The 14,783-nt window shown below is 67.0% G+C and carries 13 protein-coding genes and 1 pseudogene; 4 read left to right on the top strand and 10 right to left on the bottom strand.

The features are described from left to right. Nucleotides 1–371: 371 nt before the first annotated feature. Nucleotides 372–878, bottom strand: a complete 507-nt coding sequence (locus tag IPG63_19185) for a hypothetical protein (GenBank protein ID MBK6729281.1) — start codon at nucleotides 876–878, stop codon at nucleotides 372–374. Nucleotides 879–1,020: 142 nt separating this feature from the next. Here IPG63_19185 and IPG63_19180 point away from each other — a divergent pair, with 142 nt between their 5' ends. The 4 genes from IPG63_19180 to IPG63_19165 all read left to right on the top strand — a co-directional run bounded on the left by IPG63_19180 (nucleotide 1,021) and on the right by IPG63_19165 (nucleotide 5,656). After that, the gene (locus IPG63_19180) at nucleotides 1,021–3,282 is read left to right on the top strand and encodes a hypothetical protein (protein ID MBK6729280.1); all 2,262 of its coding nucleotides are present in this window, start codon (nucleotides 1,021–1,023) and stop codon (nucleotides 3,280–3,282) included. Between the two features lie 4 nt (nucleotides 3,283–3,286). Beyond that, complete coding sequence (gene sbcB / locus IPG63_19175) at nucleotides 3,287–4,738, top strand: exodeoxyribonuclease I (GenBank protein MBK6729279.1); 1,452 nt, start codon at nucleotides 3,287–3,289, stop codon at nucleotides 4,736–4,738. A gap of 85 nt (nucleotides 4,739–4,823) precedes the next feature. Further along, the gene (locus IPG63_19170; protein MBK6729278.1) at nucleotides 4,824–5,153 is read left to right on the top strand and encodes a type II toxin-antitoxin system PrlF family antitoxin; all 330 of its coding nucleotides are present in this window, start codon (nucleotides 4,824–4,826) and stop codon (nucleotides 5,151–5,153) included. Further along, complete coding sequence (locus IPG63_19165) at nucleotides 5,150–5,656, top strand: type II toxin-antitoxin system YhaV family toxin (GenBank protein ID MBK6729277.1); 507 nt, start codon at nucleotides 5,150–5,152, stop codon at nucleotides 5,654–5,656. The genes IPG63_19170 and IPG63_19165 overlap by 4 nt, the downstream gene beginning before the upstream one ends. A 42-nt stretch (nucleotides 5,657–5,698) precedes the next feature. On the opposite strand, the gene IPG63_19160 is transcribed toward IPG63_19165, so the two are convergent. The 9 genes and pseudogenes from IPG63_19160 to IPG63_19120 all read right to left on the bottom strand — a co-directional run bounded on the left by IPG63_19160 (nucleotide 5,699) and on the right by IPG63_19120 (nucleotide 14,737). After that, nucleotides 5,699–6,808, bottom strand: coding sequence for a YncE family protein (locus IPG63_19160; protein MBK6729276.1), 1,110 nt, complete (start codon nucleotides 6,806–6,808; stop codon nucleotides 5,699–5,701). A gap of 267 nt (nucleotides 6,809–7,075) precedes the next feature. Further along, nucleotides 7,076–7,651 (bottom strand): annotated as a pseudogene (locus IPG63_19155) (PIN domain-containing protein). Continuing rightward, nucleotides 7,648–8,106 carry a helix-turn-helix domain-containing protein gene (locus tag IPG63_19150; GenBank protein ID MBK6729275.1) on the bottom strand — a complete coding sequence of 153 codons (459 nt, stop codon included), beginning with the start codon at nucleotides 8,104–8,106 and terminating at the stop codon, nucleotides 7,648–7,650. The pseudogene IPG63_19155 and the gene IPG63_19150 overlap by 4 nt, the downstream one beginning before the upstream one ends. A 201-nt stretch (nucleotides 8,107–8,307) precedes the next feature. Beyond that, complete coding sequence (locus IPG63_19145) at nucleotides 8,308–8,532, bottom strand: hypothetical protein (protein ID MBK6729274.1); 225 nt, start codon at nucleotides 8,530–8,532, stop codon at nucleotides 8,308–8,310. Between the two features lie 45 nt (nucleotides 8,533–8,577). Continuing rightward, nucleotides 8,578–9,114, bottom strand: a complete 537-nt coding sequence (locus IPG63_19140) for a nitrous oxide reductase accessory protein NosL (protein ID MBK6729273.1) — start codon at nucleotides 9,112–9,114, stop codon at nucleotides 8,578–8,580. Then, the gene (locus tag IPG63_19135) at nucleotides 9,111–9,926 is read right to left on the bottom strand and encodes an ABC transporter permease (GenBank protein ID MBK6729272.1); all 816 of its coding nucleotides are present in this window, start codon (nucleotides 9,924–9,926) and stop codon (nucleotides 9,111–9,113) included. The genes IPG63_19140 and IPG63_19135 overlap by 4 nt, the downstream gene beginning before the upstream one ends. Further along, nucleotides 9,923–10,867 (bottom strand): ABC transporter ATP-binding protein, encoded by a 945-nt coding sequence (locus IPG63_19130; GenBank protein ID MBK6729271.1) that lies wholly within the window; start codon nucleotides 10,865–10,867, stop codon nucleotides 9,923–9,925. The genes IPG63_19135 and IPG63_19130 overlap by 4 nt, the downstream gene beginning before the upstream one ends. Then, a complete protein-coding gene (locus IPG63_19125; protein MBK6729270.1) occupies nucleotides 10,842–12,119 on the bottom strand; it encodes a nitrous oxide reductase family maturation protein NosD in 1,278 nt (425 codons plus the stop codon). The genes IPG63_19130 and IPG63_19125 overlap by 26 nt, the downstream gene beginning before the upstream one ends. Next, complete coding sequence (locus tag IPG63_19120) at nucleotides 12,104–14,737, bottom strand: regulatory protein NosR (protein ID MBK6729269.1); 2,634 nt, start codon at nucleotides 14,735–14,737, stop codon at nucleotides 12,104–12,106. The genes IPG63_19125 and IPG63_19120 overlap by 16 nt, the downstream gene beginning before the upstream one ends. Between the last annotated feature and the right edge of the window lie 46 nt (nucleotides 14,738–14,783).

Genomic DNA, 14,783 nt, shown 5'->3' with positions numbered 1-14,783 from the left:
TGCTCGATATCCGCCGATCGGCCAACAGGACCGCGATCTCGCGATTCGCAAAGGCAAGAATGAGTGTCATTGGACTCCTTCATGAAGACCCGCCGTGCCTTCGAGTTCGGCATTCTCGAACCCTAAACTCGCAGGACTCCACATCCGATCAACTTATCGGCCCCTTGGCCTTGGCTCATCGGCTACAAGGTAGCCGATACCGAAACCGCTCTTGGCCTGCCCGTTGCCGGGATTGACCCCACCGATCCCTCCGCGGAGATCACATCCAGAAGCACGATTCCAGCTTGCCCCGCAGTCCATCGGTCGACGAGCCTTCAGGTGCAATGCGTGGCACATGGATGGTGCAGTCTCTGCCGACTCGTTCGGCAGCGCTAATCGCCCGGAATCGTCAGCGCCGCACCGTAGAGCTCGCGAAACTGATCGCGGGTCAGCCAACGCGTCGCACCAGCCTTGCCGGCGCCGTAGTCATCCACCACCACTGCGCCGCAGTCGGCGCACAGCATCGCTGCGGCCATGGAGTTCGACCAGAACGGCGGGACCGGAGGGGTCGCGAGATCGAAACGCCAGGACAGGCAGGTCTTGCAGCGCGGCGCCCACTGCGAAATCGGCAGCTCCCACGGAAACCACTCGTAGAAACCGCCGCACAGCCGATCGAGAAAGGCGGTACGATTGATGTCCACCGGGTGCGGATAGAGCAAGACTCCCCCGGCGTTGATCTGCGCCACGTGGACCGCTGCATCGCGCTCGGCGGCGGGCAGCACGGCGGCATCGAGTGCGGGCCGCAAGGCGGCAAACCACTCGCCTGCATCGAGCGGAGGCCTGCGCGAACCGAAGAAGCGCAGACGGGCAAGACGAACCGGATAGACGATGCGGGCCAAGCGGGCGATCTCGGTGCGGACGGCTGCGCCAGCCTACTGCGAACCACGCCGATGCGACGACGTTCGCGCAACGCCGTTGCCGACGCGCCGCCGGCTTGACATGCTCGCGGCCCGCCCACGCTTCGCCATCGAGTCCACCGCCATGTCGCAAGCCCGAACTGCGCTCGTTCCTGCCGCCACGCTTGCGCTGCTGCTCGCCGGCTGCGCGCTCACGCCGACCGCGGACGCGCCGCGCGGCGACGCCGAGCCGCCGGACCCGGCCGAGTACCGCGAGCCGGTGTTGCCGCCGGCGCGTCCCGAGGGCATTGCTCGCAGCGGCGATGCGGTGCTCACCGCGTGGGTCGAACGCGGACCGGCGCCGACGCGCGACGCCCAGGTCAACGTGCCGCCGAACGATGAGGTCTGCGGTGCGATCCAGGCGCTGGCGCCACACCCGAGCAACGCCAACGTGCTGTACATCGGCGCAGTGAACGGGGGCGTTTGGCGTACCAACGACGCGCTCGCCGCCTCGCCGTCGTGGGTGCCGCTGACCGATGCCCTGCCCTCGCAGTCGATCGGCGCGGTCGCGTTCGATCCGACCGACGCCAGTCACCAGACCCTGGTCGCCGGCACCGGTCGCTGGAGCAACTTCGCCCAGCGCGGCGACGACCAGGTCGGCGTCTACCGCACCGTCAACGGTGGCGTCAGCTGGACCCAACTCGGCGCGTCGCCGCTGCTCGACCGCAAGCTGGTTGCGGTGCTGCCACGCGGCGCCACGATCCTGGCCGCGGCGCGCAGTCAGGGGCTGTACCGCAGCATCGACACCGGCGCCACCTGGCCGCTCGCGTCGGGCAGCGGCGGACTGCCCACCGGCGGCATCGGCGACCTGGCCAGCCATCGCGATGCCCCGGCAGGCATCTACGTCTCGGTGCTCGGCGCCACGCCCAAGGTGCTACGCAGCGACAACACCGGCGCCAGCTGGAACGACGTCACCACCGGCATCGGCGGTTTGTCCGCCAGCACCGGCAACATCCGTCTCGCGGTCGGGCCCGGCGCCGCCGGCGTGGTCTTCGCGGCGGTGGTCAACGGCGGCAGCCTCGCCGGCGTGTACCGCTCGCCCGACCAGGGCGCGACCTGGCAGTCGATGGACGTGCCGACGATCCATCCCGGTGGCCAAGGCACGAGCAACACCTCGATCGCCGCCGATCCCGCCAACAGCAACCTCGTGTACCTGGGCGGCGACCGCATCAGCGGGCCTCCGTACACCGGCAATCTCGTGCGCGGCAACGCCAGCCTGGGCGCGGGCACGCAATTCACCACGCTGATGGACGCCAACGGCGGCAATACCGCGCCCCACGCCGACAGCCGCAATCTCGCCTTTGACGCCAACGGCAACTTGCTGGAAGTCGATGATGGCTGCGTGTATCGGCGCAGCAGCCCGACCTCGACGGCCGGCAGTTGGACTTCGGTTGCGGGCAATCTCAACGTCATCGAAGTGCATGACCTCGACCACGACGGCGTCGCCAACATCCTATTGATCGGCACCCAGGACAATGGCACGCACATGCAGCAGACCTCCGCCGGCAGCGTCTGGACCGCGGTCTACGGCGGCGACGGCGGCGATGTTGCGGTCGAGGACAGCGGCAGCAATGGCCTGCGTTTCATGGCCTCACAGAACCTCGGCGGCTTCCGTCGCAATGCCTACAACGCCGCCAACGGCTACGTCAGCGGCACCTCGATCTCCACCGCCGTCGTCACCGACGCGCAGTTCGTGACGCCGACTGAACTCAATCGCGTCGACCCGACGCGCATGCTGGTCGCCGGCACGGGAACGCTGTACGAGTCCACCAACGCCAACGGCGCCGGGCCGACGCTGGTCTCGATCGGCGGTCCCGGCGCCAATCGCAGTGCCATCGCCTACGGTGCCAACGGTGATGCCGCTGCCGCCTATGTCGGCAAGGGTGGACAGGTGCATCGCCGCGTCGGCGCTGCGTTCGTGCCGACCACGACGCAACCTGCGGCCGCCGCGACGCTGACCGACCTCGCGCTCGACCCCGACGATGCAGCGCGGGTGTTCGCGATCGACGACAACCAGGTGTTCTATTCGAGCGACAGCGGCGGCATCTGGACCGAGGTCACCGGCAATCTGCCGTCGATCGCATCGCGCGACTTCCGCACCATCGAGTTCATCCCCGGCACGCCGGACCGTGTCGCGCTCGGCACCCGCTCGGGGGTGTATTTCGCCGACGCCGGCAGCAGCGTCTGGAGCCTGGCCGGCAGCGCGCTGCCCGACGTACTGGTGTTCGACCTGCGCTACGTTGCCGCGCAGCAGACGCTGTACGCCGGCACGCTCGGCCGCGGCGTCTGGTCGCTGAATCTGGCCGCAGCGGCCGACGCCATCTTCAGCGACAGCTTCGGTCCCTGAGCCCGTGTCCGACGCACCCGCCAGCTTCCTGTTCCACGACTACGAGAGCTTCGGCGCGCGGCCGCGGATCGACCGGCCGGCGCAGTTCGCGGCGATTCGCACCGATGCCGATTTGATCGAGATCGACGCGCCGATCGCGTTCCATTGCCAGCCAACGCTTGACTTGCTGCCCGAACCCGAGGCCTGCCTGATCACCGGCATCACGCCGCAACTGGCGGCGCGCGAAGGCGTTCCGGAACCGGAGTTCTTCGCGCGCGTGCACGAAGCCATGACCGTGCCCGGCAGCTGCGTGCTCGGCTACAACTCGATCCGCTTCGACGACGAACTCACCCGCCACGGCCTGTGGCGCAACTTCTTTCCGCCCTACGACCGCGAGTGGCGCAATGGCTGCTCGCGCTGGGACCTGATCGACCCGCTGCGCGCAGCCTATGCGCTGCGCCCGCAGGGACTGCACTGGCCACTGCGCGAAGACGGCGCGCCCTCGTTCCGGCTGGAGCACCTGACCGCGGCCAACGGCATCGCCCACAGCGACGCCCACGATGCGCTCGCCGACGTGCGCGCGACGATCGCATTGGCGCGCAAGTTCCGCGCGGCGCAGCCAAAGCTGTGGCAGTTCTTGTTGACGCATCGCGACAAGCGCTCGGCCGCGCGCCTGCTCGATCTGGCCAAGCCGGCGATGGTCTTGCACACCTCGACGCGCTATCCGGCACAGCGCGGCTGCACCACGCTGGTCGCACCGCTGGCGATGGACCCGAGTAGTCCGCAGGGCGTGATTGTGTTCGATCTGATGTCCGACCCGGCGCCGCTGTTCGAGCTCGACGTCGACGAACTGCGCGACCGCTTGTTCGTCGCGCGCGCCGACCTGCCCAAAGACGTCGAGCGCGTGCCGCTCAAGACCGTGCACCGCAATCGCTGCCCGGTGCTGGCGCCAATATCCGCGCTGGCCGGCGTCGATCTCGCGCGCATCGCGCTCGACCCGGAACGCTGCGCACGCCACTTCGACCTGCTGATGGCCGAGCGCGGCCTGCTCGCGACCAAGCTCGGCCTGGTCTTCGATCGCGATCGCGACTTCAGCGGCGCCGACCCGGAAGCCGATCTCTACGGCGGCCTGCCGCCCGAGTCCGACCTGGCGCTGCTGCCACGCATCCGCCGCGCCGCCGCGGCCGACCTCGCCGGATTCGCCAGCAAGCTGCACGACCGACGCTATCGCGAACTGCTGTTCCGCTACCGCGCCCGCCACCACCCGCAAACCCTCGACGCCACCGAGAGCGAGCGCTTCCGCGACTGGGTGCGGCAGCGACTGATCGACGGCCGCGACGACAGCATCCCGACCATCGCCGCCCGCCGCGAACAACTCGTGCAACTGCGCCTGCACCACGCCGCCGATGGCGCACGCCTCGCCGTGCTCGATCAGCTGGAAGCGTGGATCGACGAGGTAGCGGCACGCTTTGGTTGAGCCGGCGAGCGAGTGAGGCGCCTGCGTGCGCATGGCAAGGCAATTGCATTACCATGCATCAACCCTGCCTGCCACGGAGCGAACCATGGCCTCCACCCTCGAAGCCGAATCCACGCTCACCGACCGCTACCAGACGACGGTTCCGGAAACCGTGCGCCGCGCGCTGCGCTTGGGCAAGCGCGACAAGATCCACTACACGATCCGACCAGGCGGTGAGGTCGTGCTGGCGCGCGCCGAGGCCTCCACCGGCGACGACCCGGTGCTCGGCCAATTTCTGGGCTTTCTGGCTCGTGATCTTGTCCGCCATCCGGAGCGGCTTCACTCCATCGATAGCGCCCTGGTTCAACGGCTTCAGTCGCTCGTCGGCGACATCAGTGTCGATCTCGATTCCACCCTGTCCGCGGAAGATGAATGAACATGCGCAAGGCGTTTTCCCAGCCCATTCACGGCTGGACCGTCTTCGCGCACCCGTTGTTTCTGGACCAGATTGAGGCGCTGGCCCGGGAGGTCGAGTCGCTCCGCAAGCACGACCCGAGCGGGTACGTGAACAAGAACGCCAGCAAACGGCTGGCCGCGATCACCAAACTGGCGTTCGATGTCATCCCGCAAGATCCGACGCGACCGGAGTACCGCCAGGGTGGGACGCTCGGTGACGATCACAAGCACTGGTTCCGGGCCAAGTTCTTCCAGCAGTACCGACTGTTCTTTCGCTACCACGCCCCAAGCAAGGTGATCGTGCTGGCCTGGGTCAATGACGCGGACAGCAAGCGCGCCTACCAAAGCAACGAGGACGCCTACCGGGTGTTCCGCAGAATGCTGGCCAACGGTCATCCTCCAGATGACTGGAATCAGTTGCTGGCCGAAGCACGCGCCGAGATCCAACGACTGCAGCATTTTGCGCCGGACATCTCGCAGTGACGCCCGCCCCATCCCGGTGCGCTTCCTGCCTGGCCTGAGCCCTCACTCCTCGAACCCGTCGACCAGCAGCGGCAGGTCGATTTCCTCGATCACGAAGTCGCCGAACAGGGCGCGGTTGAAGCCGAGGCGCAGGCTCCACTGCAGTTGGCCGGTGCTGGCCTCGAACACGCTCATGCGGCCGTCGTTCGGAACCGCCGGCGTGCCGAGGCCGAGCGTGAGCACGCGGCTGCCGGTGCGGTCCACGGCGATGCCATAGGGTTCGGTGCCGGCCACCGCCGGCGCGTACGGGGTCAGGATCGGCCACACCGCGTAGTTCAGGTACTGCACCACATTGCTGCCCTTCGCCGCGGCGTAGGCCAGCGCCGAGTTTGGATTCGAGGCAACGCCGATCGGTGTGCTGAACGAAGCCACGTCGGCGACGTAGACCGGCAACAGCGCGGTGGTGTTCAGCACCGCGATCGCACTGGCGTTGGACAACGCGACGAAGGCGGCGCCGCCGTCCATCGACAGCGTGATGCCGAGCGGGTTCGGCGTGCCGTGGCTGCCATTCGCCAACGACGTGTGCACCACCACCGGTGGATCCTCGCGCACGTCGACGGCGCTGACCGAATGGCTGCCGGGATTGGTCACGTAGACCACGGTGCCGGCCGGATGCACCACCACGCCGAACGGGCGGTCGCCGACCGGCACCGTACGCATCGGGCCGGCGGCGAGGTTGGCGGTGTCGAAGATCGCCAGCGTGTCGTCCGCGTACTGTGCGATGTAGACGCGGCTGCCATCGGGGCTGACCGCGATGCCGTGCGGGTCGCCGCCGACGATGTAGCGCTGCACAACGCCGGTGCGGAGATCGAGTTCGACCAGCCGGTCGAGCGATTCCTCGATGAAGTACATGCGCTGCAGCGGCGTGTTCGCGGCGACGTAGGGCATGCCGTTCTCGATCACGTCGAAGCGCTGCTCGACCACACCGGTAGCGACATTGACGCGCACCAGATAGTCCTTCGCCTCCTTCAGGTCCTCCTGCACCACGTAGGCGTATTGCTTGCCCCACACTGCTTGCGGCTGGTCTGGACCGGTCGCGGCCGCGACCGGCGCGACCACGGCGGACAGGGCGAAGGCGAACGGAATCAGGTTTGGGATCGGGTATCGCGACATGGCAGGCTCCTTGGGGGTTCGCCTGTTCCACGCAATCCGGAGACGGCGCGGATCAACCCTTGAAGCCTTTCGACCTTTGGCACGCGATGACCTGCGCGCGGCGGGAACTGCACCCGTGCGTCATGCCCTATTTCAGAAGAACGGGCTTAAGTACAGCGCAATGGAGGCTCCGGCAGCACTTCGGGCGCGAACGCATGGCGATTGTCCGGACCAGCTGCAGCGTCTCGACCAGTCGGTTTCGCGCTTTGAAGTTGGTCGAGACTTCACTCACAGCAGGTTCTCCATGGTCTCAAGCAGGCTCACCGTCTCCGGCAATCCGGACTTCAGCAGGTCGTCCAGCAGCTCACGCACGGTCTTCGGTGGATTCGCCAGACAAGCGCGCATCTCCCGCGCTGCACTACACACGACAGCGGGCTTCAGATCGAACAGATGCGCCAGGAACTCGTCGGGATGCTGCACCGAGATCCCTTAGCGCGCCACGACCTCATCGGGGAAATCGCGCAAGTTCAAGGTGACGATGACCCCCGCCTGGCAGCGGATAGCCGCAGCCAGCACATGACGATCATCCGGGTCGGGCAGGGTCAGTTGAGCAATGAAGGGCTCGTACTCTGTGACGAGGCAGTCCGGCACCGAGCGGTTCATCTGTTCGCGTGTACGCGCCAACCGCTCCGGCGGGATATCCGGTCTATCGCGCAAGAGGCTGCGGATCCACTCGTCGTGGATCTGGTCCGTCCAACGCGCCTTGAACGCATCCGAGCAGGCTACGCGCAGCAAGAGGTCGCGCAGTTGTGCGGGGTAGAAAACGCAAGCATCGAACAGCGCGACGAAGTTCGCCACGCTCAGTAACCCATGCCGAGCTCTTGTGCTTCGCGAGCCAATTCATCGAGCGCGGCCTTGCGGTTGACCTGCGAACGGGCGCGGTACTCCATCAGGTCTTTGAACATCACCCGGCGATGCGTACCGACCTTGCGGAACGGCAACTCGCCCGCCTCCAACAGTCCGACCAGGAACGGGCGCGAGACGTTTAGGAAGTCAGCCGCCTCCTGGGTGGTCAACTCGGCATGGATGGGAACGATGCTGACTGCGTTGCCACGCGCCATTTGCGCCAGGATATCGACCAGCATCCGCAGCGCCGAAACCGGCACCTCGATCTCCTGGTCGCCATCGATCACCCGCAGTCGGGCAGCAGCGCCGTGGCCAATGCAGGCCGCCAGCAATCGACTGCTCTCGCCGGCAAGGCGGGCTTCCTGCTCGGTGGGCAGCTGGGAGGGAATAGGTGGGGTGACTACAGCGCTCATGGATCTTGCCCCGGCCGGGATGTGGAAGAAGACGCTAACACACAACCGAAATACTCGAAACAACTGAACTTAACGAAAGAGCGCCGGGCGCGTCGGGACCCCGCCAGTGTCTGTCTTCTTCTTCATGGCTCCATCCTCTGAAAGGTCGGGGCCTACGGAAAAGCCGGGGCGGTTCACCTTCTCGCGGGCCTGCAAGCCGTTCTACAAGTCATGCGGACGCAGGGTGCCGCGCTTGTTGCTCTTGGCGCGATTGACCGCGGCTTCGAGCATCACGTGGACCCGGTCGGACAGGGCCTGCACGAACTCGCCGTCGCTGCGGTACCCGGCGTAGCGGATCACGTCCTTGACTTTGCTGCCGACGACGAGGATCTCGCGGGCTTTCTTGGCGGGCTGCTTGACGGTGGTCTTCTTCTTGGCTGCGGCCATGTTCTGGGTCTCCTGGGTGGTGGTTGGGAACGGGATTCGGACGGTTCACATGTGCTGGTCGTGCAGCGCGCCGCCGCTCAGATCGACCATCTCCGCATCGATCTCGGCGAAGGGCAGCACGCGGCCGCCATGCTCGCCGGCGAATTTCCTGGCGTCGGTCTCCAGCGCGAAGCTGGCGATGGTCGGGCCCATCGAGCCATGACGTTTGCTGCCGAGCACGTAGAACGCGCTGCGCGCGTCGATCCAGTGGCCGCGCGGGCGTTCCCAGTCGGCCTGCCCCATGTCCTGCACCCAGGCGGCATCGACCTTGCGCACCTGCTCCGGCACCAGCAGGGTGTTGAGCAATTCCACGGTGTCGCAGAAGAACGCCGGCGCGTCCTGGTCGGCGTAGCGGATCTGCGCCTTCGGACCCGGGTAATCGGCAAGCAGCATGCCGTCGAGTTCGCACACCGACTGCGCGTCGATCTCGGCCGCGACCGGCGCCTGGTCCGGTGTCGCCGGTTCGCAACCGCCAAGCAGACCGGCAGTGAGCCCGAGCGCAAACGCCGCGAACGCGACGCGGGAATGACGATGAATCTTCATGCACGAAATCTCCAGCGAGCCAAGAGCAGTGGCGCCACGATCCAACCCAGCATCACCAGCATCATCAGCCACGGCTTGGCCAGCGCCGGCGGCACGATGCTGTCGAGCCCATACAGGCTGCGCAGGTCGTCGAGCGAAAACACGTTGAGGATGCGGAACACATCGGCCGGATTCAGCAGCAGCAGGTAGGCGAAGGCATCGCCGCCATAGCGCCCGCCGGTCGCGACCAGACCGCCGAGCAGCAGCAGGTCGAACACCAGCACGAAGAAGAACCACAGCGCGATCGCCAGACCCGAGGCACGGGTGCGCTCGCGCGCCAGCACCGAGACCAGCACCGCCAGGCTCAGAAACGCCAGCCCGAGCAGCACCGAACTGAACATGAAGCCGCCGTAGGGCAGCAGCCCGGGCCAGCCGAATTGCCGGTACAGCAACAACGCGACCAGGGCGAACCCGGCCAGTGTTGACAAAGTCAGCGCCGCCGCGAGCCCGAGGTACTTGCCGAGCAGCAGTTCCAGGCGACTGATCGGCAGCGCCAGCAACAGGTCCAGCGAGCCGCGCTCGCGCTCGCCGACGATGGCGTCGAAACCGAGCAGCAGCGCGATCAGCGGGATCAGGTAGATGACCAGACTGACCAGGCTGGCGATGGTGAACTCGAGCGAGCGCAGGCCGATCTGGCCCTGCTGGGCGGCGCCGAAATAGGTGATCACCAGCGAGAACACGGTGAACACCAGCGCAACCGCCAGCACCCAGCGGTTGCGCATGCGGTCGCGAAATTCCTTGGCCGCCAGCGTGAGAATTTGGCTGAAGATCATGCGAGATCCTGGTTCGAGAGGCCGAAGAACACGTCTTCCAGCGAAGGCTCGCGAATGCCCAGATCGCGAAGCCCCGCGCCGAAACCGGCGAGCACCGCGAGCACCGCCATCTTGTGCGGTCGCGGGCAGTGCACGCGCAGGCCTTCGGCTTCGAGCATCACTTCCACACCGGCCAGGGCGGCGAGCTGCTGCCGCGCCGCCAGCGCATCGGCGGCACAAAGTCGCGCGCTGATCGTCAACGGCATCGGCACCTGCGCGCGCAGTGCTTCGACGCTGCCGGTCGCGACGATGCGGCCATTGGCAATGATCGCCAGCCGATCCACGCGTTCCTGCAATTCGGCCAGAATGTGCGAGGTGATCAGCACGGTCACGCCCTGCGCGCGTTGCTCGTCGAGCAGCGCGTACAGGTCGCGAATCGCCTGCGGATCGAGGCCGTTGCCGGGTTCGTCGAGGAACAGCACCCGCGGCGTGCCGAGCAGCGACTGCGCCAGCCCGAGACGTTGACGCATGCCCTTGGAAAACTCGCGCAGCGGGCGTTGCGCCGCCGACGCCAGCCCGACCCGTTGCAGCAGCGGCTCGCACTGTTCGCGCGCGGCGCCCTTGAGTCGGGCGAAGAAGTGCAGCGTTTCCAGGCCGCTGAGGTTGTCGTACAGCGCCACGTTTTCCGGCAGGTAGCCAATGCGCCGCCGCACCGCGCGGAAGTCGCGGCCGTGCACCGCGCAGCCATCGACGAACACCTCGCCGCGAGTCGGCTCGATCAGGCCCAGCATCATCTTGAACAGCGTGCTCTTGCCGGCGCCGTTGTGGCCGATCAGACCGAAGATCTCGCCGCGACGCACCGTCAGATCCACGCCGTCGACGGCGCGCAGCGCGCCGAAATGGCGCGACGCGGCGCGTACCTCGATCGCCGCCGACTCACTCACCGTGATAGCTCCTGCCACGCCATTGGCTCCATTGCTTGTGCTCGGGTTGCATGCGCGGGCGCGCGTCGACCACGCTCGGCACGCGCAGCACCGGGAACTGCCGACCGACCACGCGCAGTGCCTGCACCGCCGGGCTCGCCAGCAGCAGCTTGACACCGGGATGGCGCCAACTCAGGCGATCGACCATGTCGTTGGCTTCGTAGGGCAGGTCGCCGATGCCATCGCCATCGCGATCCCAACCCAGATAATTGCTCCAGTGGTTGCCGACCTCGCCGCCCCAGCGCTCGTCGCGCGCGCCGACATAGCGCACCTGTTCGCGGTTGGCGACGAAATCGTTGCGCTCGACGTGGTTGCGCGTCGAGCCCGCAGCCAGGTGCACGCCGACCTGGTTGTCGACCAGCAGGTTGTCGCGCAGGGTCACGTACTCGACGTCGTAGATGAACAGGCCGCGGTGATTGCCGGCAATCAGATTGCCCTCGATCAGCGAGTCCTGCATCGTGCGCAGCATCAGGCCATGGTCGGAGTTGCCCCACAAGCGGTTGTTGCGCACCACCTGGTCGCGCACCTCCATCAGCGCCAGCCCGCCGCGGTTGCGGTAGCTGTCGTTGCCCTCCCACAGGTTGCGGTAGGAGTTCATGTAGTGGCTGCCGTAGCGGCTGTGGTGCAGGCGATTGCCGCGGAACACGGCGTCGTGCGACACGTCCACATACAACGCGTCGCGCACGAAGCTGATGTTGTTGTCGAGGATGCGCGCGCGCTGCGTGTTGTACAGCTGGATGCCGTTGCCGCGCTGCGGCGAGTGGTATTCGCGCTTGCCGGTGATCAGATTGCCGGCGATGAGCACGTCGTCGGACTTCTCGATCCACAGCCCGAACAGGTTGTAGACCAGGTCGCAGTTGCGCACCACCGCGCGGTGCGCGCCCGGCTGCAGGTAAATGCCGGCGTTCTGGTCCACCAGGCTGTCGCCGGAGTCGCGCACGATCAGGCCTTCGAGGGTGACATCGGCGGCGGTGACGCGCACGGTGTCGCCGACCAGGCCGCCACTCAGCCGCGGCCGACCGATACCGCGCAGGGTCAGCGCTTGCTCGATGCGGAAGTTGCCGCGGTACTCGCCGCGCTCGATCAGGAGCACATCACCCGACGCAGCGCGGTCGATCGCGTCCTGCAACGATGTGCCCGCGGCCACGCGCCAGGTCGCCGCTGCACCACCACCCGCACCAAGGCCTAGTAGCAGGGCGAGCAGCAGGCGCATGCTCATACCCACATCCATCCCAGCCATTTCAGCGCCAGGAACAAGGCCGCGCCGATCAGCAGGTTCTTGAAGCAGACATAGCTCAGCATGTCCATCACGCCGGCCTCGCGGTAGTTGTCCTGCCACCACGGACCGTCCTTGACGTAGCGCCGCCCGGAGAGGCGGATCAATACCTCGTACACGCTCCAGCCGAACCACCAGCCGATGATCGCGCCCGAGGACAGACGCCCGCTCGCGGCCAGCACCCAGGCCACGGTCGCGGCGATCGCGAGCGAGAAGCCGGCGACCTGCAGCGCGCGCTGCGAACGCCAGCCTTCGCGGCTCCACGGCCACAGGTGATCGCGGATCTCCAGCCAGATCCACTCGATGCGGCCGACGTCGATCTTGTGCGGCGGCATCACCGGGTCGCTCGGCATGCGCGGATCCGGGCCCGCCGCGTAGCGTGCAGCCGCAGCCTCCGGCTCCGAAGCCGGCAGGTAGTAGCCGTCGTCACCGATCAGCGTGATCGCGATGCCGGCGCGCTCGCGGCGTTTGCGTTCCTTCGCCAGCGGCGGACAAGCCGTGGGTTCGGTGTACAGCACCAGGCAGTCCAGACAGTGCAGGCACTCGCGATGGTCGATGCGGCCATCGGCGTCGATCGCCTGCGAACCGCAACCGGCCGCGCAGGCCTTGCAGGTGTTGCACTCCTGCTTGCGCGGCAAGCCATACCAGCGGAACGTGCTCGGCATCGCCAGCGCCGCACCGAGCGGGCACAGGTATTTGCAATACGGCCGTTCGATGAAGATCGACAGGCCGAGCAGCACCGCCACGAACAGTCCGTAGGGCCAGGCTCGATGGCCGATGCCGACCAGGAAGGTGGTCTTGAACGGCTCGACCTCGGCCAGCACTTCGGCCAGGCCCATCGAGAACATCGACACCGCCAGCAGACCGAAGAACACCGCGTACTTGAGCCACTTCAGCCGGTCGTGCCAGCGTTGCGGCAACGAGAACTGGAAGCGCTTCAGACCGATCGCACCGGCGATCTTGTAGAGCGCTTCCGAGAGCGATCCGAACGGGCACATCCAGCCGCAGAACAGGCCGCGCCCGTACAGGAACACGGTGGCGATGATGAAGATCCAGAACAGGAAGATGAACGGATCGGACAGGAACAGCGACCAGGTCCACTGGAACAGCAGCGAGTGGAACCAGGTCAGCACCTGGGTGATCGACGGTTGCGCCATCGCAGCGAAGCCGACCAGCACGATGCTGATCGCCCAGGCGCTGTACTTGAACGCATTCACCGGCCACTTGTTGCGGCGCGTGGCGCGTCGGGTCAGGCGCTCGCGCTGCGAGTACACGAGGGTCACCGCGAGCAGCAGCAGCACGAACGCGACGATCGCCGGCGCCTTCGACTTCCAGATGCGCACCCACGGCGCCGCCGCTTCCTGCACTTCGGGGCGCCCGCCTTCGAGCAATTCCGCGGCCAGCCAGTACGGCGCGTCGAAGTTGGCGAAGCTGCGCGCACCGGTGGCGCGATCGACGCGGTTGCCGAGGAAACTCAGCTTCCACGGATAGGCCGGCGAGAACGACTCGGAGCGCAGGATAAAGATCGCCGACTCGGTGAAGGCCGGCGCGCCGACGGCTTCGAGGCCGTAGAGATTGAGGTAGTCGAGGTCGCGGAAGGTGAAGGCATCCGCCCCCTGCTTGGCCTGGATGCGGTCGTAGATGCCGCCGCGCACGAAGCCCGAGCCCTTGAACGATTCGCGCCCGCCGCTGCGGATGATGAACAGTGCGTGCTCGTGTTCGCCAAGACGCGCGCGCAGATTGGCCCAGCCGTTATCGCCGAGCAGGCTGGCGCCGACATCGGGATGATTCAGGTCGCCGAACCAGAGCTCGATGAACGGCTCGCCGTCCGGCACGACACCTACCTGTTCCGGGCGCACCAGCAGGCGCTGCACGCTGCCCTGCTCGACCAGTTCGTTCCAACCGTAGCGCCGCCCGCTGACCGCGAAACGCGCCGGCGCGCGCACGGTCGGTTCGAGGATGCCGACCTGGCGCGCGATCGCGCTGCCGGAGGCGAGCATCACCTGGTTCTGCGCAATCACGGTGACGGTGGCGCCCGAGATCGCGTCGACGCCAAGCACCTCTTCCTCCGGCCGCGACTGGCCGACCTCGATCCGGTCGCGCACCGACTTGCCGAGGTACTGGTCGTTGAAGCGCAGCAGCGCCGACTCGGGGATGCCGAGCAGCAGGATCGGCTCGGAATGCTTGAGCACCTTGACGCCGACGAAGCGGCCGTCGCGGTCCATGCCGATCAGCGTCACCACCGGCTTGCCCGAGTAGGCCGGGGTGTCGGTGATGTCGGTCGACAGCATGACGTAGCCGAGCAGCTCCTTGCCGCCCGCGCCATCGCTGCGGTGGGCCTCGACATAGGGCGGCCGCCCCTTGCGTTCGGAAAAGCTCTCGGCGCCGGGGAACACCTCGGCACAGGGCACCAGCGCGCACAGGTCGGGCGCCGTGGCGAGCGTGTCCGGCAACTCGGCCTCGTAGGCGCCGTTGCCGGCGCGCGCGGGCCCGACTGCAGCCAGCAATGCAACGAACAGCAGGCAGAGGCAGGCCGCGAAACGGCCCGCCCTGCATTGGTCAATCGGAATCATCCACCCATCCTTCATCGGCCAACGCCGAGGCGCGAGCCAGATCCGT

It is taken from the genome of Lysobacterales bacterium, assembly GCA_016703225.1.
Taxonomy (GTDB): Bacteria; Pseudomonadota; Gammaproteobacteria; order Xanthomonadales; family Ahniellaceae; genus JADKHK01.
This window is presented reverse-complemented; position numbering and strand designations above follow the sequence as displayed.

What these genes read in the sequence shown, in the direction of transcription:
- IPG63_19180 (MBK6729280.1), top strand. Translation starts at nt 1,021, where the DNA reads ATGTCGCAAGCCCGAACTGCGCTCGTTCCTGCCGCCACGCTTGCGCTG.
- IPG63_19170 (MBK6729278.1), top strand. Translation starts at nt 4,824, where the DNA reads ATGGCCTCCACCCTCGAAGCCGAATCCACGCTCACCGACCGCTACCAG.
- IPG63_19165 (MBK6729277.1), top strand. Translation starts at nt 5,150, where the DNA reads ATGAACATGCGCAAGGCGTTTTCCCAGCCCATTCACGGCTGGACCGTC.
- IPG63_19160 (MBK6729276.1), bottom strand. Translation starts at nt 6,808, where the DNA reads ATGTCGCGATACCCGATCCCAAACCTGATTCCGTTCGCCTTCGCCCTG.
- IPG63_19150 (MBK6729275.1), bottom strand. Translation starts at nt 8,106, where the DNA reads ATGAGCGCTGTAGTCACCCCACCTATTCCCTCCCAGCTGCCCACCGAG.
- IPG63_19145 (MBK6729274.1), bottom strand. Translation starts at nt 8,532, where the DNA reads ATGGCCGCAGCCAAGAAGAAGACCACCGTCAAGCAGCCCGCCAAGAAA.
- IPG63_19140 (MBK6729273.1), bottom strand. Translation starts at nt 9,114, where the DNA reads ATGAAGATTCATCGTCATTCCCGCGTCGCGTTCGCGGCGTTTGCGCTC.
- IPG63_19135 (MBK6729272.1), bottom strand. Translation starts at nt 9,926, where the DNA reads ATGATCTTCAGCCAAATTCTCACGCTGGCGGCCAAGGAATTTCGCGAC.
- IPG63_19125 (MBK6729270.1), bottom strand. Translation starts at nt 12,119, where the DNA reads ATGGATGTGGGTATGAGCATGCGCCTGCTGCTCGCCCTGCTACTAGGC.
- IPG63_19120 (MBK6729269.1), bottom strand. Translation starts at nt 14,737, where the DNA reads ATGATTCCGATTGACCAATGCAGGGCGGGCCGTTTCGCGGCCTGCCTC.